Consider the following 20,692-nt stretch of genomic DNA (forward strand, 5'->3'; position numbering starts at 1 on the left):
GGCGCTCGGCCGGGGCCCCTTCGGTACGGACGAATGTGAAGACGCACTTCCCCGCACCCCTACAGTCCAGCGCGTCGGCGGCGCCGACTGTCACACCTCCCCCCAAGGGGCTTCGCCAGCCTGTTTCCGGCACACCCGAGGCTTCGGATGTGACTACACTCGCCGCCCATGCATCAGCGCGATCCCAAGACAAAACAGCAGAAAACTCTGCAACGTCCATCAGGCTTCGACGTGGCCGACCGGCATGTGAAGGCGATGTGGCGCATGGCCGAATCCCGTGCCGATGCGGTCGGATGGACGGTCCGGGGAGATCGCGCCGGGAGGGCGGCGGTCATGACCGGCGCCGGGTTGCGCGGAACGGGCCCCGGCCCGGCTGTGATTAACCCCATACCCGGGACGGCTGCGTGAGTCGCTCAGCCCACCGCCGGCACGCCCGCTCGCGTGACCCCCGCGGACACTGGCGGCTGCTCGCCCTGTCCCTGCCCATCGTGTTCGCCGTCCTGCTCTTCGAGGGCTGGACCGTCCACGAGGTGGACGCCGCCAAGACCCGCCGTCCGTGCACCAGGCCCGTGCCCGGCTCCGTGAGCGAGAGCGGCCCCGTACTGCGCGGCATCGACGGGGACAAGGTGTCCTCGGCCGCGGCGCCCGCACGCACCGTGGCCCTCACCTACGACGGCGGGCCCGACCCCGAGTGGACCCCGCGTCTGCTGGACCTGCTGCGCGAGCACCACGCGCACGCCACCTTCTTCGTGTTCGGCTCCCAGGCGGCACGCCATCCGGACCTGGTCCGGCGCATCCTCGCCGAGGGGCACGAGATCGGCTCGAACACCTATACGGGAGCCGACCTCGGTTCCTCGTCGCGCGTCCGCTTCGCCATGGAACTGGGTCTCACCCAGAAGACGCTCGCGGGTACCGCGGGCATCCGTACCGACCTGCTGCGGATGCCGATGACCACCGAGGTCGACACCCTGTGCGGAGCCGAGTGGCAGGCGGCCCGCAAGGCCGCCTCCGACGGCTACACGCTGGTCGCCGCCGACCGACCGGGCCGTGATCCGGCGCACGGCCAGATCCGGCAGTTCAGCCAGACGGAACTGGCGTACGACGAGACGAAGCGGCTGCTGGACGACCCGCGTGCCGACCGGTTCACCACCGTGACGGACGCGGTCGGCATGCCGCCCGCCGACACCCCGGTGTCCACCGCGGAACGATGGCAGGGCAAGGCCCTCAACTGGACCGTCCTCGCCGGAAGCACCTTCACGCACCTCATGACCTGGGTACTGGGCGTGGCCGGAGCGCTGGGCCTGCTACGGCTGCTCTCGCTGACCTTCTTCGCCCGCGCCCACGTCCGGCGCCTCACCCGCCCCCGGCCCGGCGCCCCCTGGCTGCGGGAGGTCGACGCACCCGTGACCGTGCTCGTGCCCGCCTACAACGAGGAGGCCGGCATCGAGTCCACCGTCCGTTCCCTGCTCGCCTCCACGCACCCGTACCTCGAAGTCCTGGTGATCGACGACGGCTCGACGGATCGGACGGCGGACCTCGCGACCTGGATCGACGACCCCCGGGTACGGGTGATCCGGCAGCCCAACTCGGGCAAGGCCGCGGCCCTCAACACCGGTCTGGCCCACGCCTCCCACGACATCGTGGTGATGGTCGACGCCGACACCGTCTTCGAGCCCGACGCCCTGCACCGCCTCGTCCAGCCGCTGGCGCATCCCGCCGTCGGCGCCGTCAGCGGCAACACCAAGGTCGGCAACCGGCGTGGACTGCTCGGCAGGTGGCAGCACCTGGAGTACGTCTTCGGTTTCAACCTCGACCGGCGCATGTTCGAGGTGCTGGAGTGCATGCCGACCGTCCCGGGGGCCATCGGCGCCTTCCGCCGGGACGCGCTCATGGGAGTCGGCGGGGTCAGCGAGGACACCCTCGCCGAGGACACCGATCTGACGATGGCGCTGTGGCGGGCAGGCTGGCGGGTGTGGTCTACGAGGAGTCCGCCGTCGCCTGGACCGAAGTGCCCACCACTCTGCGGCAGTTGTGGCGACAGCGGTATCGCTGGTGCTACGGCACCCTGCAAGCCATGTGGAAGCACCGCCGGGCCGTCGTCGAAGTGGGCGCGGCCGGCCGCTTCGCCCGCCGGGGCCTGAGCTACCTGGCCGTCTTCCAGGTGGTCCTGCCGCTGCTGGCGCCCGTCGTCGACCTCTTCGCGCTGTACGGGGCGCTCTTCGCCGATCCCGTGCAGGCGACAGGCGTGTGGCTCGCCTTCCTCGGGGTCCAGCTGGTCTGCGCCGGCTACGCGCTGAGACTCGACGGCGAGCGGCTGTGGGCGCTGTGGTCCATGCCGTTCCAGCTCTTCGTCTACCGGCAGCTCATGTACCTCGTCGTCATCCAGTCCGTGGTCGCCCTGCTGCTCGGCACCCGGCTGAAGTGGCACCGCATGCAGCGTTCCGGCACGGCCGCCACCCAGCAGCTCAGAAGACCGGCCCCCGAGCGACAACTGTCATCGAGGTGATGAAGGAATGGTTCGTCCCATGAACGACGGTCACCGGGTGATCACGGGACAGGTGTGGCGGAGCGGCTCCCCTCCGCTCCAGGAGCCTGCCGGGCCCTACGAGGGCTACATCGTCGGGCCGTACCCGTACCACGGCACCGACCCTGGGCCGTACCCGTACGACGGCACCCGCCCTGGGCCGTACCCGCACCCGTCTCCGCCCCCGGCTCCGTACGACACCCAGGCCCCGCCGCACCAGGAGGGCGCCGCCGGGCCGTACCCGGAGCATGCCCCGGAGCCGCCCGCCGGGCCTCTCGCCGGGCCGGACGGGGGCGGCCCCCGGCCCGGGCGCGGCGGCCGTACCACCGGCGTCAGGCCCCCCTCGGCGCGCCCCGGCCGGGTCCGGCGTACCGTGCGCCTGCTGGCGGCGCTGCTGTGCGCGCTGGCCCTCACCGGCGCCGGCACCTGCGCCTGGGCCGAGTTCGAGCTGGACAGGTCCGTCGACCTGAGCGGGCTCCCGGACCGGCCGCCGCAGGGGAGGGGGACGAACTACCTCGTCGTCGGCTCGGACGGCCGCGACGGACTGTCGGAGCAGGCCAGGAAGGAACTGCACACCGGTACGGCCGGAGGAAGCCGCACCGACTCGATGATGCTCCTGCACACCGGCGCCCACGGCACCACCATGGTGAGCCTGCCGCGCGACTCCTGGGTGACCATCCCGTCGTACGTCGACCCGAACACCGGCAAGTTCCACCGGGCGACGAAGAACAAGCTGAACGCGGCCTACTCCCTCGGCGGACCCAGGATGCTCGTCCGGACCGTCGAACTGAACACGGGGCTGCGCGTCGACCACTACGCGGAGATCGGCTTCGCGGGCTTCGTCGGTGTCGTGGACGCGGTCGGCGGTGTGGAGATGTGCGTGGACCGGAGAATCGACGACCCGAAGTCGGGTCTGAAGCTCCGCAAGGGCTGTCACGACCTGACCGGCGCCCAGGCCCTGGCCTTCGTCCGCCAGCGGCACCAGGAGGCGGACGGCGACCTCGGGCGCTCCAGGAACCAGCGCGCTTTCCTCTCCGCCCTGGCCCGCAAGGCCGCCGCGCCAGGTGTCGTGCTCGACCCGTTCCGTGCGTATCCCGCCCTGAGCGCGGGACTGGACACCCTCGATGTGGACAAGGGCATGGAACTGAAGACCCTCCTGTCGCTGTTTCAGGCGATGCGGAGCGTCTCGGGAGGCGGCGGCCGGCAGCTGAACGTCCCCGTGTCCGGGCCCGGCTCCACCGGGGCCGCCAGGAACGCCCTGAAATGGGACGAGGTGAAGGCGAAGAGGCTCTTCGCCGAACTGCGCGACGACCGGCCGGTGTGACATGAGACGCGCCCGGGGTGCGGTGACACTTCTGTGAGACAGCGCGCTGGTCTCCATGAGGGTGTCGCTGCGAACGGGGCGCGTCGGCCGCTCGCAATGAACCCGGTGCGAACGAGGACGGTCTTGGGTCAGGAACGGCAATCGCGCTACGCACAGACCCACGACGAGGAGCTGGGCGCGGCCGTCGCGCGGGCCCAGGACGGGGACGAGACCGCCTTCGCCGTCGCCTACCGGCTGGTGCAGCCAGGGCTGCTCGGATATCTGCGCGGACTGGTCGGTGAGGACGCGGAGGACGTGGCGTCCGACGCCTGGTTGCAGATCGCCCGGGACCTCGGACGGTTCCAGGGTGACGGGGCGGGCTTTCGCGGCTGGACGGCCACGATCGCCCGGCACCGTGCACTGGACCACGTGCGCCGCCAGCGCGCACGGCCCCGGCCCGGGGTGATCGAACAGGATGTCCTGGACCTCCCCGGCCCGCACAGCACCCACGAGCAGGCGCTGGAGGCCGTCTCCACGGAGCGGGCCCTGGAACTGGTCCGCGGGCTGCCGCGGGACCAGGCCGAGGCCGTGCTCCTGCGCGTCATCGTGGGCCTGGACGGCCCCTCCGCGGCCCGCGTCCTGGGCAAGCGCCCCGGGGCGGTGCGCACCGCCACGCACCGGGGCCTGAAACGCCTCGCGCGTCAGCTGCGTCTCGCGGCGGAGGCCGCCGAAGGTGTGACGGATGAGGCGTCCCGGCCGCTGGAGAGTCGACGTCCTGCACGACGACGTCAGTGGCCGGACAGACCGGCGTCACCATCCGGCACGCCGGACCCATCGAACAGCTCAGGCAGGAACGGACAACGGACATGGGTGATCGGCTGAGCCGCGACGCAGTCACAGGCCGACGTGGGCGCCCCGGCGAGGCCGCGCCCGCCCCGTCGGGCCCGTGGGACGACACCGCCCTGCACACGACCCTGGCCGCCGCCCTGCTCGCGGGCGGCCCCGGCCCCGACGCCGAGCGCATGGCCGTCGCCGCCTTCCGGACGGCCCGCGACGCGGGAGCGCACGGAGCACGCACCCGGCACCGCGACGACTGGCGGCTCCCCGCCGTCCGGCGCACCGGGCGCCCGGTGAAAACGGCGGCGGCCGCCCTGCTCACCAGCATCGCCCTGGGCGGTGTCGCGGTCGGGGCCATCGGCTCGGCCGGTTCGTCCTCGAACGGTCCCGGCGAAGGGGCAGCGCACCCCTCGGCCCTCGCCCCCACCCGGCAGGCCGCGGAGACCGCGCAGGCCCCCTCCGGCGGTCCGGGGCGGGGAGAGGGCTCGTCCGCCGCCCGGGACACCGCAGCCCACTGCCGTGCCTACGAACGGGTCGAGGACCGCGGAAAGGCACTCGACTCGACCGCTTGGCGGCGTCTCGTCGCGGCGGCCGGCGGAGAGGCCGAGGTCGACGCGTACTGCGCGGAGCGGCTGGCGCGGGCGACCCCCACGCCGGGCAGGTCCGGCGACCCGGGCGGGCCCGGCGAAGGCGCCGCGGACGACGGCGCCCCCGGCAGGAACGGTACGCCGGGTAACGGACAGCCCGGCGGCGGCCGGGAGGGCGGCGGCAGGGACGAGTGACCCCGGCACGCGGCACCGCAGGCACGCCCCTGTGACGATTCCGGCGTCTCTTCCGGTGTGTAAGTAGTGAAGAAATCGCACGCCGTTGATGTCGATGGTGTGGATGATGCCTGGAGGTTTCCGAGTGCGGCCGTTCACCCTCAACTACGCTCTCCCCAGTTCGCTGCCCACGGTGGTGACGCCCTACCGCTTCGACGAGTCGCTCCAGCTGAACGTGCTTCCCGACGGGCGCCCGGCCGTCAGTGATCCCGACCTCCTCCTGGCGGTCGGCACGACGGCCTCCACGGCCGGTTCCAAGACGCACTTCGACGACTGACGACACCTGCCGCGATGACCGTACTGATCCTCACGTCCAAGGAAGACGTCACCGCCGACATGGTGGTGACCAGGCTGCACGAGACGGCGGTGCCCGTCATGCGGCTCGACCCCGCCGACCTGCCGGACGACACCGTGCTGTCCGCGCACTACACCCACGGCGACTTCGAGGGCCTGCTGTCGGCGAACGGACATGTGGTCAGCATGCGCGGTCTGCGCTCCGTATGGGTCCGCAGACCCGGGGAACCGGCCGCGCACGCCGCCGAGCCCTCGGCATGGCTGACGGCCGAGACCAGACAGGCACTGTTCGGCATGCTCTACTCGGCGTCCGCCCGGTGGATGAACCATCCCCGCGACGCCGACCGGGCCCGACTGAAGCCGTGGCAGTTGCGGGCCGCGCACCTCAGCGGCCTCGCCGTACCGCCGACCGTCGTCACCACCTTTCCGCGCCTGGCACGGCAGTTCGCCGAGGAGTACGGGGAGGTGGTGGTGAAGTCCGCCTCGGGGCCGCCACCCGGCGAACCGCTGGAGCTGCCGACCACCCTGATCGGGCCCGACTCGGACTTCTCGGGGGTCGCGGCCGGCCCCGCGCTGCTCCAGCGGTACGTGCCCAAGCGCGCCGACGTCCGTCTGACCTGTGTCGGCAGCCGGGTGTTCGCCGCGCGCAAGACGGCCGAACCGCACCAGATCGACGGACGCTACGGCGACACCGAGCACACCTGGCAGCCGGTCGCGGCACCCGACCGGATCCGCAGGCCCGTGCACGACTACCTCGCCAGGGCCCAACTGGCGTACGCGGCATTCGACTTCGCCGAGGACGAGGACGGCTTCTGGTGGTTCCTCGAGTGCAACCAGAGCGGCCAGTTCGGCTTCGTGGAACTGGAGACAGGGCAGCCCATCTCGGAGGCGGTGGCCCAGTGGCTGTCCCAGCCGGGAGGGCGCTGAAGCACGGCCGGTCCGAGCTCAGAAGCCGTCCCGGTACTCCCGCAGCAACTCCTCCGTACGCTGCGCCGAACCCGCCCCGGCCGTCATGTGGTCCAGCACCTCGAGATGCGCGGAGACCTCCTTGCGGGAGTCCAGGTACAGCGCGCCGGTCAGATACTCGGTGAAGACCATGTCGGGCAGTTCCGGCTCGGCGAAGCGGAACAGCGAGAAGGGGGCGTACGTCCCCGGATGCGGGCCGTCGGCGAACTCGGCGATCTGGAGGGTGACCCGGTCGCGCGCGGCGTACTCCAGCAGCTTGTCCAGCTGGTCGCGCATCACCCGGCCGTCGACGCTCACCGGGCGGCGCAGCACCGTCTCGTCCATGATCACCCACAGGTGCGGGGGATCGGCGCGGTCCAGGAGCCGCTGCCGCTCCATCCGCAGCGACACATGCCGCTCCACGGCTTCCGGCCCGGCGTTCGCGATGGTCCCGGCCTGCAGCACGGCCCGCGCGTACCCCTCGGTCTGCAGCAGCCCCGGCACGAAGTGCGGCTCGTACGACCGGATGATCCGCGCGGCGCCCTCCAGGCTCACGTACAGGCTGAACCACTCCGGCAGCACGTCGTGGAACCGCTGCCACCAGCCCGGCCGGTTCGCCTCCTCGGCGAGGTCGACGAAGGCCGTCACCTCGTCCTCCGCCACGCCGTACGCCGTCAGCAGGATCTGCACGTACGGGATCTTCAGCGCGACGTCGGCGGTCTCCATCCGGCGGACGGTCGCCGGGGCGACCCGCAGCACCTTGGCGGCCTCGTCACGACTGAGGCCCGCGGCCTCGCGCAGCTCTTGCAGCCGCTTGCCCAGGACCACCTGGCCCACGGTGGGTGCGGCCCGCCGTTCACTCACGCCACGCCTCCCCAACGTGCCCAAGCCTGTGATCAGTCTGTCACGTCCGGGCGGCCCGATCACAGGGCTCGCACCGAGGAGATCGCCGGAAGCGGAGGAGAGGCAGGGGCATTACCCCGCGGGTAATCGACCGGACACCGCCGGACCGGGATCGTGAACGTACCGGTTCCCGGGCCGGCGCACTCCGGCCCGGGGCCCGGCCCAGCCGCCGCACCACAACCCGACGGAGGGTGATTCCCCATGTCCGCGATCCAGCTCGCCGCGCTCGCCCGGACCGTGGAACCGCAGTCCATGCTGCGCCGCTTCCTCGCCCTGGACGCCGTCGTCACCGGCACCAACGCGCTCGCCTACCTGGCGTTCTCCGGCCCGCTGGGGCGGTTCCTCGGGGTCGACGCCACGCTGCTGCTCGCCCTGGGCGCGTTCCTCGCCCTCTACTCGGCGGGCGTGGGCCTGCTGGCCGCCCGCAGGCGACCCCCGGCGCTCGGCGTGCGGGCCGTCGTCGAGGCCAACCTCGCCTGGTCGGCGGTGAGCCTCGCCGCCCTGGCCCTGTGGCTCACGCCGAGCACGCCGGGCGCCGTGTGGACGGTGCTCCAGGCCCTGGTCGTGGCCGGATTCGCCGTGCTCCAGCACCTGGCTCTGAGGGCCCGTCAGAGCAGCGAAGCCTGAAGGTACTTGGCCGTCGCCGGGTCGGCCGGGAGCAGCGTCTCGATGGCCAGCTCGGCGACCGTCACGTCCATCGGCGTGTTGAACGTGGAGATCGAGGAGACGAACGACAGCGTCCGCCCCCCGTGCTCGATCCGCAGCGGCAGCGCGAAGTACGGCACCGGCTCCGACGGCTCGTCCGCCGGATCCGCGTCGGGCACCGGATACGCCGCGACCTCCTCGTACAGCGCCCGCAGCGGCTCCGAGCGGTGCAGCGCGATCTGCCGCTCCATCTGCTCCAGCAGATGCCCCCGCCAGGCGCGCAGATTGCGGATGCGCGGCGCGAGTCCTTGCGGGTGCAGGGCCAGCCGCATCGCGTTCAGCGGCGGTTCGAGCAGGGCCTCGCCGACCCCGTCGACCAGCGTCATGACCCCCCGGTTGGCGGCCACCACGTTGTACAGCGCGTCCACCACCAGCGCCGGATACGGCTCGTAGCCGCCGATCAGCCGCTCGATGCCCTCCCGCAGCGCGCCCAGCGCCGGGTCGTCCAGCGGGGTCTCCGGGTAGCGCGGCGCGTAACCGGCCGCCAGGAGAAGCGCGTTGCGCTCCCGCACGGGGACGTCCAGATGCTCGGCCAGCCGCAGCACCATCTCCTCGCTGGGCCGGGAGCGGCCGGTCTCGACGAAGCTGATGTGCCGGGCCGAGGAGTCCGCGCGCAGGGCCAGCTCCAGCTGGCTGATGCGCCGCTGCTCCCGCCAGGCCCGCAGCAGGGGGCCCGCGCCCTTCTCGGCGATGGACGGGTGAGTGGTCATGCCGGGACCGTAGTCGAGAACCGGTCGTGCCGGACAGGCACACCCCTCTGACCAGGGCCCCGGCCGCCCACCTGTGGCAGGCTGGGAGGATCAGCAGCCAGGGAAGGAGCGCGGCCCATGCCCGTCGAACCGCTGTCGCAGAAGGAGATCGAGGACCGGCTGGCCGAGCTGCCGGGCTGGTCGCTCGACAGGGACCGTCTCATCCGCTCCTACCGGCTCGGCTCGCACTTCGCGGCGACGGCGATGGTCGTGCACATCGCCCAGGTCCAGGAGGAGCTGAACCACCACTCCGACCTCACGCTCGGCTACAACACCGTCTCCCTGGCCTTGCACACGCACAGCGCGGGCGGTGCCGTGACCGACAAGGACTTCGAGCTCGCCCGCAGGGTGGAGGACCTGGCCCCCGGCCACGGTGCACACTGACGGAGTGCTCGACTACGACAAGGAAGCGGAGCGGTACGACGCCTCGCGCGGCGGTGAGCCCCGGGCGGCGGCCGCCGCGGAAGCGGTGCTGAGCCTCATACCGCCGAACGCGCGCGGTCTGCTCGACGTCGCCTGCGGCACCGGCATCGTGACCCGCCGGCTCGCGGCCGCCCGCGACGGCCTGCGGGTGACCGGCGTCGACCTCGCCCCGGCGATGGCCCGGCAGGCCTCCACCCGGCTCCCCGGGGCGGTCGTGCGCGCCGACAGCCGCCGGCTGCCCTTCCGGGACGGGCAGTTCGACGCCGTGTGCAGCGTGTGGCTGCTGCATCTGGCCGCCGGGCCCGCCGAGGTGCGGGCCATCGTCGGCGAATGCGCCCGGGTGCTGCGGCCCGGCGGGGTCTACGTCACCACCGTCGACAAGGCCGCCTCCCACAACGTGGGCAGTGACATCGATGTCGTCCTGTCCTCCCGGCCGCCCAGCCCGGTCCGGGACGCGGCGGCGGACGTCATGTCCTGCGCCGCTGCCCACGGCCTGGCGCCGGCCGGGCAGGCCGGCTTCACCGGTTTCGGCCAGGGCCGCAGCCCCCGCCGCACGATCGCCGACCTGCGCCGGGGCTGGTTCGTCACCCTGCCCCCGGGCGACCCGCTCGCCGACGGATTCGCCACCCGTCTCGCGCACCTCCCCGACCAGGACCGGCCCCGCCCCGACCCGGTGTTCAGCCTGCGGTCGTTCCGGAAGGCCGGGTGAGCGGCAGGGCGAGGGCGCGGGCGAGGGCGGCCGTGACGGAGGCGGAGCGGCCGGGCAGGTACCGGGCCCCCCACTCGGCCGCCGCCGCGAGAAAGCCCGTCAGGTCACGCTCCGCACCGCGGAGGAGGTCGTGCAGTTCGGTGACGGACAGCTCGATCACCGGACTGTCGCTCCGCTCGGCGTCGACGGTCAGCCGGACGGTGTCCCCGAGGCGCTCGGCGCACGGGTCCGGGTCGTGGCCGAAGGAGGCCCGGCCGCTGCCGTCGAGGACCTGGTGCCAGTCACGCCAGTCCTCCAGCCCGTTGCAGCAGCCCGGGGTGAACGTGGTGCCGTCGGAGCGGTCCGTGACCCGCATGCCGCCGGCGGCGAAGAGGGTGTCGAAGGTCAGCAGGCCGTGGAGGAAGGACCCGAGCGGGTCGGCGGGCCGTGGCGGGCGGTCGTCCAGCCCGGGGTCGATGTCGTTGCAGCGGGCGATGCACATCACCGCCGTCCCGACCTCGGCGGGGGACAGCCCGCCGTTGAGCGGCAGGTAGCCGAACGGCTCGGCCTCGGCGACAGGCCAGAGGCCGAAGCCGTCAGGGGCGCCGGTCTCCAGGACGGGCTGCATCACGATCACTCGGGCAAGTGTTCCGTATCCCCTGCCCCTGTCGCCTCTCGATTTCCGCGCCGCCGGGGGCGCCCGCCGTGTCCGGCGCGCGCCCCGGCAGCACCGCTCAGGCGACCGTGCAGTTCCGGTCCCCCAGAGTGAAGGCGGCCGGCTTGGTGTTCGTGCCCGACCAGTTCGCCGTGAAGCCGAAGCTCACCGACGAGCCCGCCGCCACGTTTCCGTTCCAGCCGATGTTCTTCGCCGTGACCGCAGCTCCCGACTGTGCCGCTTCGGCGTTCCACGCCTGCGTCAGCTTCTGGCCGTCGGGGAAGGTCCAGTTCAGGGACCAGCCGTTCCAGGCGCTCGTGCCGGTGTTGGCGAGCTGGACGTCCGCCTGGAAGCCGCCCGTCCACTGGCTGGTGACCTTGTACGTCACCTTGCAGGCGCCCGTCGGTGCCGGGCCGGGGCCCGGTCCCGGGTCGGTCGTGCCGCCGCCGGAGCTGTCGCCGTAGACGACGCCCCGGCCGTTCGTGGAGACGTAGACACGGCCGTACACGCGCGGGTCGCCGGTGATCGCCGCGCCCGTCCAGCCCCACTGGTGGGCGTCGTCGTTGATGCGGGTCCAGCTCGCGCCCTTGTCGGTGGAACGGAAGATGCCGCGCACGCCGCCGATCTTCGCGCTGGTGTAGAGGGTCTGGTAGGAGGCGCCGGGTGCCGCCTTGCCGAAGCCGACGGTGTCGGCCTGCTCGACGCCCGGCAGCTTGGTGAAGCTCGCCCCGCCGTCCGTGGAGTGCCACAGACCGTAGGCGCCGTCCGCCGCGCCACCGGCCAGCCACACGTCGCCCTTCCCGCCCGGCAGCGCCTTGAAGCGGACACTGTCACCGCTCGGCAGGCCCGTCGCCGGTGATGCCTTGAAGGTCGCCCCGCCGTCCGTACTGACGTAGAACTTCCCGGACTTGAAGCCGTAGAAGGTCTTCGGATCGACGCGGTCCGCCTCGACGACCGCCCCGGCGGGGATCCCCTGGGAGGCCTGCCACGACGTGCCGAAGCCCGTCGCGTGGTGCACGCCGGCGCCCTCGGGGCTCCACACGAACCGGCTGCCGTCGGCCGCCGCCGCGACCGTGCCGCCGCCGCTCACGCCCGAAGGGTCGGTCCCCGCGAACCAGTTGGCGCCGTTGTCCGTCGAGAACGCGATGTGCGGTCCCGAGTCCAGGTTGCCCGTCCGCACCACCGTGTCCGGCTTCGACTCGGCGAAGTCCAGGCTCGTGGTCGTCGTGAAGTTCGGCTGGGTGAACATCATCGACGGCACCTTCGTCAGGTCCGTGTGGCGGAACCCGCCGATGTCGCCGAGCGCGCTCAGCAGCGGGGCGCCGGACGGGGGAGAGGCCAGGTCGTTGACCGCCGTCTCCTCCAGGCCCCGGACCATCGGCTTGACGGTGAACTTGCCGCCGCCGTCCCAGTTCCCGAGGTTCTCCGTGCCGTAGATCGTCGCCCCCGTCCCGTACATCATCCGGTTCGAGTCGAACGGGTCGATCTCCAGGGCCTCGGTCATCCACCCGAGCTTCGGCGTCTGCTCGGGCGGTTGCGGATTGGCGGCCCAGGTCAGCCACGGCGAGGACGAGACGTCCATCGTGTAGCGGTTCTCGCGGTTCGGGTACGACGTGTAGTCCCACGCCTTGGTCCAGGTCGCGCCGCTGTCCGTGGAGCGGAAGATCTGCGTGTCGGGCCACCAGGCGCTGTATGCGGTCGCCATGACCGTGCCCGGCTTCTGCCGGTCCACCGTCAGTCCGCTGAAGCCGTAGAAGGTGTCGGCCTCCGCCACCGGGCTGATGTTCGTCCAGGTCCCCGTGCCCGTCGCGTACCGCCACAGCCGGCCCTTGCCGCCGTCGTACGGGCCGCCCTTGTCGCTGTACGCGAGATAGAGGTAGCCGTTCTTCGCGTCCAGGACGCCCTTGTGCGCCAGCTGTCCGGTGGGCTGCCCGGCCAGCCGCTGCCAGGTCGCGCCCGCGTCCGTCGACCGGTACACCGCGTTGTCCTTGTCGGCGACCCCGACGTAGACCGTCTTCGTGGCGTTCCCGGCGGTGCCCGTGGACTCGTCGAAGGTGACCCAGACGATGCCCTGGTTGTCGGACGCGTAGCCGCTCGTGTCGCTCGGGTCCTGCGCGTAGTTGCCGACGTTGGGGAAGTTCGCCACCTGCGACCAGGTCGTGCCCGAGTCCGTCGACCGCCACAGCCCCTTGCCGCTGGGCGCGCCCAGATACAGCACGCTGTTGCGGTTCGGGTCGACGGCCAGCCGCTCGCCCATGCCCCGCCCCGGCATGTTGCCGCCCAGCTTGAACGGCAGGTTCGTCTTCCGCCAGCTCGCGCCCCGGTCGGAGGAGCGCATGACGGCGCCGTTCTTCGGGTCCCAGCTGTTCGTGTACGTCCCGACCGCCGCGTACACCCGGTTCGGATCGACGGAGTCGGTCGCGATGCTGACCACGCCCGTGTGCCCCCAGTCGTCCCACCCGACCGAGTCCAGCAGCGGCCTCCAGGTCTTGGAGGACTCCTGCCAGCGGTAGGCACCGCCGATGTCCGTGCGGGCGTAGGCCAGGTTCTTCTCGGAACGGTTGAAGACGATGCCGGGTACGAACCCGCCCCCGTCGATCCGGGCGTTCTGCCAGGTGTACGTGTCGGCGGCGAGCTTCGGCGCCGGGGGACCGGCGGCCAGGGCGGTGGGGGCGCCCGACAGCAGACCGGCCGCCAGCGCCAGCACGGCCGTGAGGATACGGGTTCTTCGCACGGTGGGGGTCCTTCCAGGTGGGGGACGTGCGAGGGCCGGGCGGTCCCCAGTGCGGGTGGGGACCGCCCGGCCGGTCGGCCTCGTCGTCAGGTGACGAGACCACGAACGCGGAGCTTCGGACGCACCTGTGTCTTGGGGGCGCGGGGCTGCATCGATATGCGGCTCCGCCGCGTGGGCGCGACCAGCCACATATGGCCCGCAGACCAAACCCGCGCCCCCCGCGGAGCGCCCGGCGGGGGCTATTCGAGAAGCTCCGCGTACGAGCCCATGGCCAAGGCGATGTCCGCCTGAGCCCAGAACCGGTGATACGTGAACGACGGCACCGCACCGCCCGCGAGATAGCTCTCGATCTTCGACCAGGCCGGGTCGTCCTCGTAGAAGGACCGGATCGAGTCGAACGTCGACGACGAGTTGATCGCGTCGCCGTTCGGCATCGTGCCCGTCCAGCCGCTCGGGATGTGCACCGGGTCGTCGAACCGGTTGTAGTCGGCCCGGTTCTCCGGAACGGCGATCCCGAGATCGGTCTGGTGGTTCGCCCACATGCCGTCCAGCAGCTTCTTCGCCGCCGCCGCGGCCTCCGTGTCACCGGAGCGGTCCGCGTAGTACGTCAGGGTCTTGGCGTACGCGGCCGCCACACCGACGTCGTTGGTGTAGTCGGCGACGGTGACGCGCAGCCCGCTGTTGGCGCCGGGGCTGGAGGCGTTCCAGGTGTCGGGCTGGCCCGACCACTGGAGCGTCGACGGGATCCGGAAGGTGCCGTCCGGGTTGAACGTGGTCTTGGACAGCGCCCAGTCGACCCACTTGTCGAGGACCGTCTTGGCCTTCGCGTTCCCCGTCTGCTGGTACAGCTCGGCGACCCGCTCCATGGACCACGCCTGGAAGCCGAACCACTGGTTGGACGGCGGGTCGTGGTACACCGGCTTCTCGTCGTAGTACATGCCGTAGAACGTCGACTTGCCGGCGGGCGGGGTCGCGTACCGGCCCGCCCAGCTGTTGGTCGCGCCGCCCGCGATGGCACCCTCGCTCGACTGCAGCCAGCGGTAGAACTCCAGCTGCCGGTCCATGGACTTGGCCCAGTCCGCCGCGCCCGTCGCCGACTTGGGCTTCAGCGGCGCGTAGTTGCCGAGCGCGTAGGCCGCGAGGGGGTTCTGGTAGCCGCCGTGGGCGTGGCTGGAACCGATGCGCCAGGCCCAGCCGGCACTGGTGTCGGTGGCGCCGCCCCAGGCGTAGTACCAGGACATCAGGTAGAACGAGGCGTCCTTGCCGGTGCCCGCCGGACAGGCCGAGGGTCCGACGCAGTTGCCGACCTTCTTGAAGTACTTGTCGAACATCGAGTAGCGCAGGTAGTCACCCATCTTGGCCGCCTTGGCGACCGTCCCGGAGACCTGCCCGCCCTTGCCCTGCTCCTTGGCCCACAGGTCCGCCCAGTAGGCGGCCTGCACGGCCCGCGCGTCGGCGTCCGGAGCGTTGGTGAACTTCCACTGCTTGGCGTAGGAGGCGTCACCGGTGAACAGGTCCAGGTAGCCGTTCTTGCCGCCGTACTTGAAGGCGTCGCAGGTCGGCTGCGGCACCGTCTCCCACACCGACTCCTGCGCGCCGCGCTGGAAGGTGTTGATGTACGACGGGCCGGTGTCCGACGGGCCCGCCTCGCACTTGCCGGGCGAGTTGCCGTAGCCGTAGACGTTGTCCACGTCCTGCAGCCAGTGCATGCCGTAGACGTCGTCCGTGCCGTAGGCGCTCTTCAGCTCGCCCGCGATCGGGTCGGAGCCGACCGCGACACCGGTGTCGAGCTTGGCCGGGTACTCGTTCGGCGTGTCCAGCTCGGGGGCGTAGGTGGCGGGCTTGGCGGGGTTGTAGAAGGAGTTGGTCGGCTGGTCGGCGCGGGTGGGGATCATGTACTTCTCCATGAGGTCCCACGCGCCGTTGAACTTGGACCAGTCACCCGTCACCTTGCCGTACATGGCCTGGAGCCACAGGAGGTAGCTGTACGCCTCCGACGTGGTCTCGTGGCCGTGGTCCGGCGCCTCGACGATCAGCGTCTCGACCGAGTGGTAGGGGATGCCCTCGGGGGAGAAGTAGCCGTTCGCCGGGTTGGTGATCTTCCCGTACAGCTCCAGGAAGCGGGCGTCGTAGACCTTCGCCGCCGCCAGCTGGGTCACGGTGACCGAGGCCTTGGCGTGGCCCGCGGCCGTCGACTCGAACACGGCGGACCCGGAACCGGAGCCGGCTGCCGCGACGGTCACCTTCTGCGCGGTGTTCCAGTTCTGCGGCGTGAACGTCAGTGAGGCGCCGGCCGAGACCGAGAGCCCCGAGTTGCCGCTCGCGCGGGCCGAGGTCACCGTGACGTTCGCGGAAGGCTGCTTGGACAGCTTGACCTCATAGGTTCCCGACTTGCCGGACTGGACGCCCAGTTGGAGCGGCGAGGCCACGACGGTCGGGCCGGAGGCGACGGTGATGCCGACCGGGGTGGAGTCGGCGGAGGCGCCCATGCTGTCGTACGCCTTCGCCACCAGGGAGTGGCTGCCCACGGTCAGGTCCGGGACGGAGAGCGTGTAGGGCGCGCTCGTGTCCGTGCCGAGCAGCTTGGTGTCGTCGTAGAACTCCACCTTGCTGATCGTGGCGTCGTCCGCGGCGGCGGCGGTGGCCGCCAGCGGCACCGCCTGGCCCTGGGTGTACACGGCGCCCGCGCTCGGGCTGGTCAGCACGGCGATCGGCGGCTGGTGCGCGCCGGTGCAGGGGGTGCCGTTGACGGAGAAGGACGTCGGCGCGGTGTTGCCGCCGCTGTAGGAGAACTGGGCGCCGGTGGAGACGGCGGCGCCCGCGGCGACCCGCGCGTTGTGGGAGGCGTTCTTGACGGTGATGTTCTGGCCGGACTGCGACCAGGCGCCGTTCCAGCCGTTGCCCAGCTTCTGGTTGCCGGAGTAGGCGTAGGTCAGCGTCCAGCCGTCGATGACGTCCGTGCCGCGGTTGGTGAGGGTCAGGTCCACCGTGAAACCGGAGCCCCAGTCGTTCGTCTTGTAGTCGACACTGCACTGAAGTGCCGCCGCCTGCGCGGGAGTCGACCCTGAGGAGAGCATCGTCAACGGAAGCGCGAGAGCTGCGAGGGCTGCGGTCCACAGCCGCCGCACCGCTCCGCGTCTCCGGGGTGGGGGATGCATGGTGCTGGTTCCTCCTTGCGGCTCGGAGAAGTCAAGGCTTGAACCAGTGGGAGCGCTCCCATAGTGCGGAGGGGTCAGGTACCGGTCAAGGCCCTCGAAGAGTCGAAAAGATTCGACGCCGGGAGTTGAGCGAAAGTCAGTGACTCCCCTGTTCTTTGCCGACACTTGCCGCTACCTTCCTTGACACCAGTGGGAGCGGTTCCATCAGTCGACGCGTCCGTCACGACGCACCCGGCCTGCACGGAGTCGCTCATGCAACACCCCTCGCGTTCAGTACTTTTAGCCGCCGCCCATGCGGTCGTCCCCGGCTGCGCGAGTGCCGGTGCCGGGTTCCTCATGTCCTTGTCGGAGCGCGCCCTGAACGGCTGACACCCCCACCACCGAAAGGGAAACCCGCACTCATGAGCCGTACGAGAACAGCGTTACTGGCCGCCATGGCCCTGGTCGCCGGAGCGACCGGAACCGCCTTCGCCGTCGACGCTGCCGACGTCGCCGCCGTCCCCTGCACCGTCGACTACAAGATCCAGAACCAGTGGAGCACCGGCTTCACCGCCGCCGTCACCATCACCAACAACAGCGCCGCCAAGTCGTCGTGGTCGCTGAAGTGGTCGTACGCCGGCAACCAGAAGGTCACCAGCGGCTGGAACGCCAAGCTGAGCCAGAGCGGTGCCGCCGTCACCGCGGCCAACGAGACGTACAACGCCCAGCTCGCGACCGGCGGTTCGGTCAGCTTCGGCTTCCAGGGCAGCTACAGCGGCAGCAACGCGGTCCCGGCCACCTTCACTCTCGACGGCGTGACCTGCAACGTCGACGGCGGGTCCGGCGGCCCCACGGATCCGCCGGACCCGGGCGGGCCGTCCAACCGGGTCGACAACCCGTACAGCGGCGCCAAGATGTACGTGAACCCCGAGTGGTCCGCGAACGCCGCCGCCGAGCCGGGCGGCAGCCGGATCGCCAACCAGCCGACCGGAGTCTGGCTGGACCGGATCGCGGCCATCAACGGCGCGGGCGGAAAGATGGGCCTGCGCGCCCACCTCGACGAGGCGCTGCGCCAGAAGGGCTCCGGCGAACTCGTCGTGCAGTTCGTCATCTACAACCTGCCCGGCCGGGACTGCTCCGCGCTCGCCTCCAACGGTGAGCTGAAGGCCGATGAGATCGGCCGCTACAAGACGGACTACATCGACCCGATCAAGGCGATCCTCGCCGACCCGAAGTACGCCTCGCTGCGAATCGTCACGACGGTCGAGATCGACTCGCTGCCCAACCTCGTCACCAACACCGGCAGCCGCCCGACGGCCGTCCCGCAGTGCGACGTGATGAAGGCCAACGGCAACTACGTCAAGGGCGTCGGCTACGCGCTCAACAAGCTCGGCGACGTGCCGAACGTCTACAACTACGTCGACGCCGGACACCACGGCTGGATCGGCTGGGACGACAACTTCGGCCCCACCGCCACCATCATGAAGGAGGCGGCGACCGCCGAGGGCGCCACGGTGAACGACGTCCACGGCTTCATCACCAACACGGCGAACTACAGCGCTTTGAAGGAGAACAACTTCACCATCAACGACACCGTGGCCGGCAAGTCCGTCCGCGAGTCGAAGTGGGTCGACTGGAACCGCTACCTCGACGAGCTGTCCTACGCCCAGGCCTTCCGCAACCAGCTGGTCTCGGTGGGCTTCAACTCGAACATCGGCATGCTGATCGACACCTCCCGCAACGGTTGGGGTGGTGCCGCACGGCCCACCGGACCGGGTGCGACGACGAGCGTCGACACGTACGTCGACGGCGGGCGATACGACCGCCGCTTCAACGCCGGCAACTGGTGCAACCAGTCCGGAGCCGGCCTCGGCGAGCGCCCGCAGGCGGCCCCGGCCGCCGGGATCGACGCCTACGTGTGGATGAAGCCGCCGGGAGAGTCCGACGGGTCGAGCAAGGCCATCCCGAACGACGAGGGCAAGGGCTTCGACCGCATGTGCGACCCGACCTACACGGGCAACCCGCGCAACAACAACAACATGTCCGGTGCCCTGCCGGACGCGCCGGTGTCCGGGCACTGGTTCTCCGCCCAGTTCCGGCAGCTGATGCAGAACGCGTACCCGCCGCTGTCCTGACCCGTCCGTGCTGAACCGCTGATCCGCCGGGGCCCGTGCCCCGGCGGATTTTGCGGGACCGGCAACAGCAGTGGCCTCCGCACGGTGCGCCGTCGCACGCTGACCGCATCCGAGCGGGAGGCTGACCACCATGGCGCACCACCACCACGACCACGAGCGGGGCCACGGTTCCCACCACGGCCACACGGACATCGACTGGGCCGAGATGGGCCCGACCCTGGAGGCTTCGGCGGAGCTGTTCGCGTCCCTGTACGAGCGGGCCCTGGGCTGGCTGGCCCAGGAGGTGACCGAACCGGGTCTGATCGTCGACGCGGGCAGCGGGCCGGGCGTCGTGTCGTGTCTGTTCGCGGAGACGTTCCCGGGCGCGCGGATCGTGGCGGTGGACGGTTCCGACGGGCTGCTGGAGCGGGCCCGGGCACGCGCCGAACGGCAGGGGGTCGCCGACCGCTTCAGCACGATCACGGGTGAACTACCCGACGTGCTGGGTGAGTTGGACTACCCCGCCGATCTGCTGTGGGCCAGCCGCAGTCTGCACCACCTCGGCGACCAGCGGGCCGCGCTCGCCGCGTTCGCGCAGCGGCTGGCGCCCGGCGGCACGCTGGCCCTCATGGAGGGCGGTCTGCCCCTGCGGTTCCTGCCGCGCGACTTCGGTATCGGCCGGCCCGGTCTCCAGGCGCGGATCGACGCGGTGGAGGCGGAGTGGTTCACCCGGATGCGCACCGAGCTGCCCGGGCACGTGTCCGAGACCGAGAACTGGCCGGCCCTGCTGGCCGCCGCGGGTCTGAAGCACACGAGGACGCACAGCTTCCTGCTCGACCTCCCGGCGCCCGCCTCCGACCGGGCGCGTGCGTATGTCGTGGCGTCCCTGTCGCACATGCGCGACAAGCTCGCCGAGGGGCTCGACGCCGAGGACCTGGCGACCGTCGACCGCCTGCTCGACCCGGACGACGAGGCGAGCCTGCACCGCCGTCCGGACGTGTTCGTCCTGGAGGCCCACACGGTCCACACGGCGGTCCGGCCCGCATAGCGACGGCGTGCCTTGACTTCGAGACGGCTGCCCTTGACTTCGAGAGTGCTCCAAGTGATGGACTCCCCGGCATCGCACACCGGCCCAGATCACAGGGGGAATCCATGTCCGACTCTCAGGTCGCGCTCATCACCGGCGGGGGCAGCGGTATCGGCGCCGCTGTCGCCCGGCAACTGCTGGACGCCGGGCACCGGGTGGCCGTCACCGGGCGGGGGGAGGAGCGGCTGCGGGCGTTCGCCGAGGAGCTGGGGCGGCCCGACGGGCTGCTGACGCTCGTCGGTGACACCGCCGTGTACGAGGACGTCCGGGCGGCGGTCGACACCACCGTGAAGACCTTCGGACGGCTCGACACGGTCGTCGCCAACGCCGGTTTCGCCACCCACGACACGGTCGCGGAGGGTGACCCGGCCGGCTGGACCGACATGGTGCTGACGAACGTCCTCGGCCCGGCCCTGCTGATCCGGGCGTCCGTCGACGCGCTGAAGGAGACGCGCGGCCGGATCGTCCTGGTCGGCAGCGTCGCCGGGTTCGTGCACGGACCCGGCAACCTCTACGGGGCGACGAAGTGGGCGGTGACCGGACTCGCCGAGAACACCCGGCGGCAGGTCACCGAGTGGGGCGTGGGCGTCACCCTGGTCGCGCCCGGCCGGACGGAAACCCCCTTCTGGGACTCCTACGGCAGCCTCCCGCCCGGCCACCTCCTCACCGCCGGCCAGATCGCCGACTCGGTCGTCTGGGCGATGCGGCAGCCGGACGGGGTCGACGTCAACACGGTGGTGGTACGGCCCGTGGGGCAGCCGGTCTGAGGAGGC

General features: G+C 71.4%; 17 protein-coding genes and 1 pseudogene. 13 read left to right on the forward strand and 5 right to left on the reverse strand.

All coding sequences use genetic code 11. The features are described from left to right. The first annotated feature begins 168 nt into the window (after nucleotides 1-168). From RFN52_RS33320 to tgmB, 7 genes and pseudogenes are all read left to right on the forward strand, one after another. Nucleotides 169-408: a hypothetical protein gene (locus RFN52_RS33320; protein ID WP_184851891.1), complete on the forward strand. Its 240-nt coding sequence runs from the start codon at nucleotides 169-171 to the stop codon at nucleotides 406-408. Next, nucleotides 405-2,506 (forward strand): annotated as a pseudogene (locus RFN52_RS33325) (bifunctional polysaccharide deacetylase/glycosyltransferase family 2 protein). Before RFN52_RS33320 ends, RFN52_RS33325 begins: the two are co-directional and overlap by 4 nt. Nucleotides 2,507-2,525: 19 nt before the next feature. Next, the gene (locus RFN52_RS33330; protein ID WP_184851893.1) at nucleotides 2,526-3,848 is read left to right on the forward strand and encodes an LCP family protein; all 1,323 of its coding nucleotides are present in this window, start codon (nucleotides 2,526-2,528) and stop codon (nucleotides 3,846-3,848) included. A gap of 96 nt (nucleotides 3,849-3,944) precedes the next feature. Then, nucleotides 3,945-4,709 (forward strand): RNA polymerase sigma factor, encoded by a 765-nt coding sequence (locus RFN52_RS33335; protein ID WP_184851895.1) that lies wholly within the window; start codon nucleotides 3,945-3,947, stop codon nucleotides 4,707-4,709. Continuing rightward, nucleotides 4,694-5,446, forward strand: coding sequence for a hypothetical protein (locus tag RFN52_RS33340; RefSeq protein WP_184851897.1), 753 nt, complete (start codon nucleotides 4,694-4,696; stop codon nucleotides 5,444-5,446). Before RFN52_RS33335 ends, RFN52_RS33340 begins: the two co-directional genes overlap by 16 nt. Before the next feature lie 124 nt (nucleotides 5,447-5,570). Next, nucleotides 5,571-5,762 carry a putative ATP-grasp-modified RiPP gene (gene tgmA, locus RFN52_RS33345; protein ID WP_184851899.1) on the forward strand — a complete coding sequence of 64 codons (192 nt, stop codon included), beginning with the start codon at nucleotides 5,571-5,573 and terminating at the stop codon, nucleotides 5,760-5,762. Nucleotides 5,763-5,776: 14 nt separating this feature from the next. After that, complete coding sequence (gene tgmB / locus RFN52_RS33350; RefSeq protein ID WP_184851901.1) at nucleotides 5,777-6,706, forward strand: ATP-grasp ribosomal peptide maturase; 930 nt, start codon at nucleotides 5,777-5,779, stop codon at nucleotides 6,704-6,706. Between the two features lie 18 nt (nucleotides 6,707-6,724). Here the strand turns inward: tgmB and RFN52_RS33355 are convergent, their stop codons facing one another. Then, nucleotides 6,725-7,588 (reverse strand): Sco1979 family transcriptional regulator, encoded by an 864-nt coding sequence (locus RFN52_RS33355; RefSeq protein ID WP_184851903.1) that lies wholly within the window; start codon nucleotides 7,586-7,588, stop codon nucleotides 6,725-6,727. A gap of 240 nt (nucleotides 7,589-7,828) precedes the next feature. Between RFN52_RS33355 and RFN52_RS33360 the strand changes: the two genes are divergently transcribed. Continuing rightward, complete coding sequence (locus RFN52_RS33360) at nucleotides 7,829-8,254, forward strand: hypothetical protein (RefSeq protein ID WP_184851905.1); 426 nt, start codon at nucleotides 7,829-7,831, stop codon at nucleotides 8,252-8,254. On the opposite strand, the gene RFN52_RS33365 is transcribed toward RFN52_RS33360, so the two are convergent. Beyond that, nucleotides 8,236-9,042, reverse strand: coding sequence for a helix-turn-helix domain-containing protein (locus RFN52_RS33365; RefSeq protein ID WP_184851907.1), 807 nt, complete (start codon nucleotides 9,040-9,042; stop codon nucleotides 8,236-8,238). The two genes, RFN52_RS33360 and RFN52_RS33365, sit on opposite strands and share 19 nt — an antisense overlap. Nucleotides 9,043-9,159: 117 nt before the next feature. Here RFN52_RS33365 and RFN52_RS33370 point away from each other — a divergent pair, with 117 nt between their 5' ends. Both RFN52_RS33370 and RFN52_RS33375 read left to right on the forward strand, forming a co-directional pair. Then, nucleotides 9,160-9,465, forward strand: a complete 306-nt coding sequence (locus RFN52_RS33370; protein WP_184851908.1) for a 4a-hydroxytetrahydrobiopterin dehydratase — start codon at nucleotides 9,160-9,162, stop codon at nucleotides 9,463-9,465. A gap of 4 nt (nucleotides 9,466-9,469) precedes the next feature. Continuing rightward, on the forward strand, nucleotides 9,470-10,213 hold the full coding sequence (locus RFN52_RS33375; RefSeq protein ID WP_184851910.1) for a class I SAM-dependent methyltransferase: 744 nt from the start codon (nucleotides 9,470-9,472) through the stop codon (nucleotides 10,211-10,213). Here the strand turns inward: RFN52_RS33375 and RFN52_RS33380 are convergent. The 3 genes from RFN52_RS33380 to RFN52_RS33390 form a co-directional block, all read right to left on the reverse strand. Next, entirely contained in the window at nucleotides 10,182-10,820 is a 639-nt protein-coding gene (locus RFN52_RS33380) for a hypothetical protein (protein ID WP_229856148.1), read from the reverse strand. The genes RFN52_RS33375 and RFN52_RS33380 overlap by 32 nt on opposite strands. 106 nt (nucleotides 10,821-10,926) lie before the next feature. Further along, nucleotides 10,927-13,581 (reverse strand): cellulose binding domain-containing protein, encoded by a 2,655-nt coding sequence (locus tag RFN52_RS33385; protein ID WP_184851915.1) that lies wholly within the window; start codon nucleotides 13,579-13,581, stop codon nucleotides 10,927-10,929. 239 nt (nucleotides 13,582-13,820) lie between these two features. After that, complete coding sequence (locus RFN52_RS33390; protein WP_184851917.1) at nucleotides 13,821-16,739, reverse strand: glycoside hydrolase family 48 protein; 2,919 nt, start codon at nucleotides 16,737-16,739, stop codon at nucleotides 13,821-13,823. A gap of 401 nt (nucleotides 16,740-17,140) precedes the next feature. On the opposite strand from RFN52_RS33390, the gene RFN52_RS33395 reads away from it, so the two are divergent. The 3 genes from RFN52_RS33395 (at nucleotide 17,141) to RFN52_RS33405 (ending at nucleotide 20,686) form a co-directional block, all read left to right on the forward strand. Continuing rightward, nucleotides 17,141-18,853, forward strand: coding sequence for a glycoside hydrolase family 6 protein (locus RFN52_RS33395; protein ID WP_184851920.1), 1,713 nt, complete (start codon nucleotides 17,141-17,143; stop codon nucleotides 18,851-18,853). A gap of 130 nt (nucleotides 18,854-18,983) precedes the next feature. Beyond that, a complete protein-coding gene (locus RFN52_RS33400; protein ID WP_184851922.1) occupies nucleotides 18,984-19,880 on the forward strand; it encodes a class I SAM-dependent methyltransferase in 897 nt (298 codons plus the stop codon). Nucleotides 19,881-19,984: 104 nt separating this feature from the next. Beyond that, nucleotides 19,985-20,686 carry an SDR family oxidoreductase gene (locus RFN52_RS33405; RefSeq protein WP_184851924.1) on the forward strand — a complete coding sequence of 234 codons (702 nt, stop codon included), beginning with the start codon at nucleotides 19,985-19,987 and terminating at the stop codon, nucleotides 20,684-20,686. Nucleotides 20,687-20,692 lie beyond the last annotated feature (6 nt).

The sequence above is a fragment of the Streptomyces collinus genome (genome assembly GCF_031348265.1).
Classification (GTDB): domain Bacteria; phylum Actinomycetota; class Actinomycetes; order Streptomycetales; family Streptomycetaceae; genus Streptomyces; species Streptomyces collinus.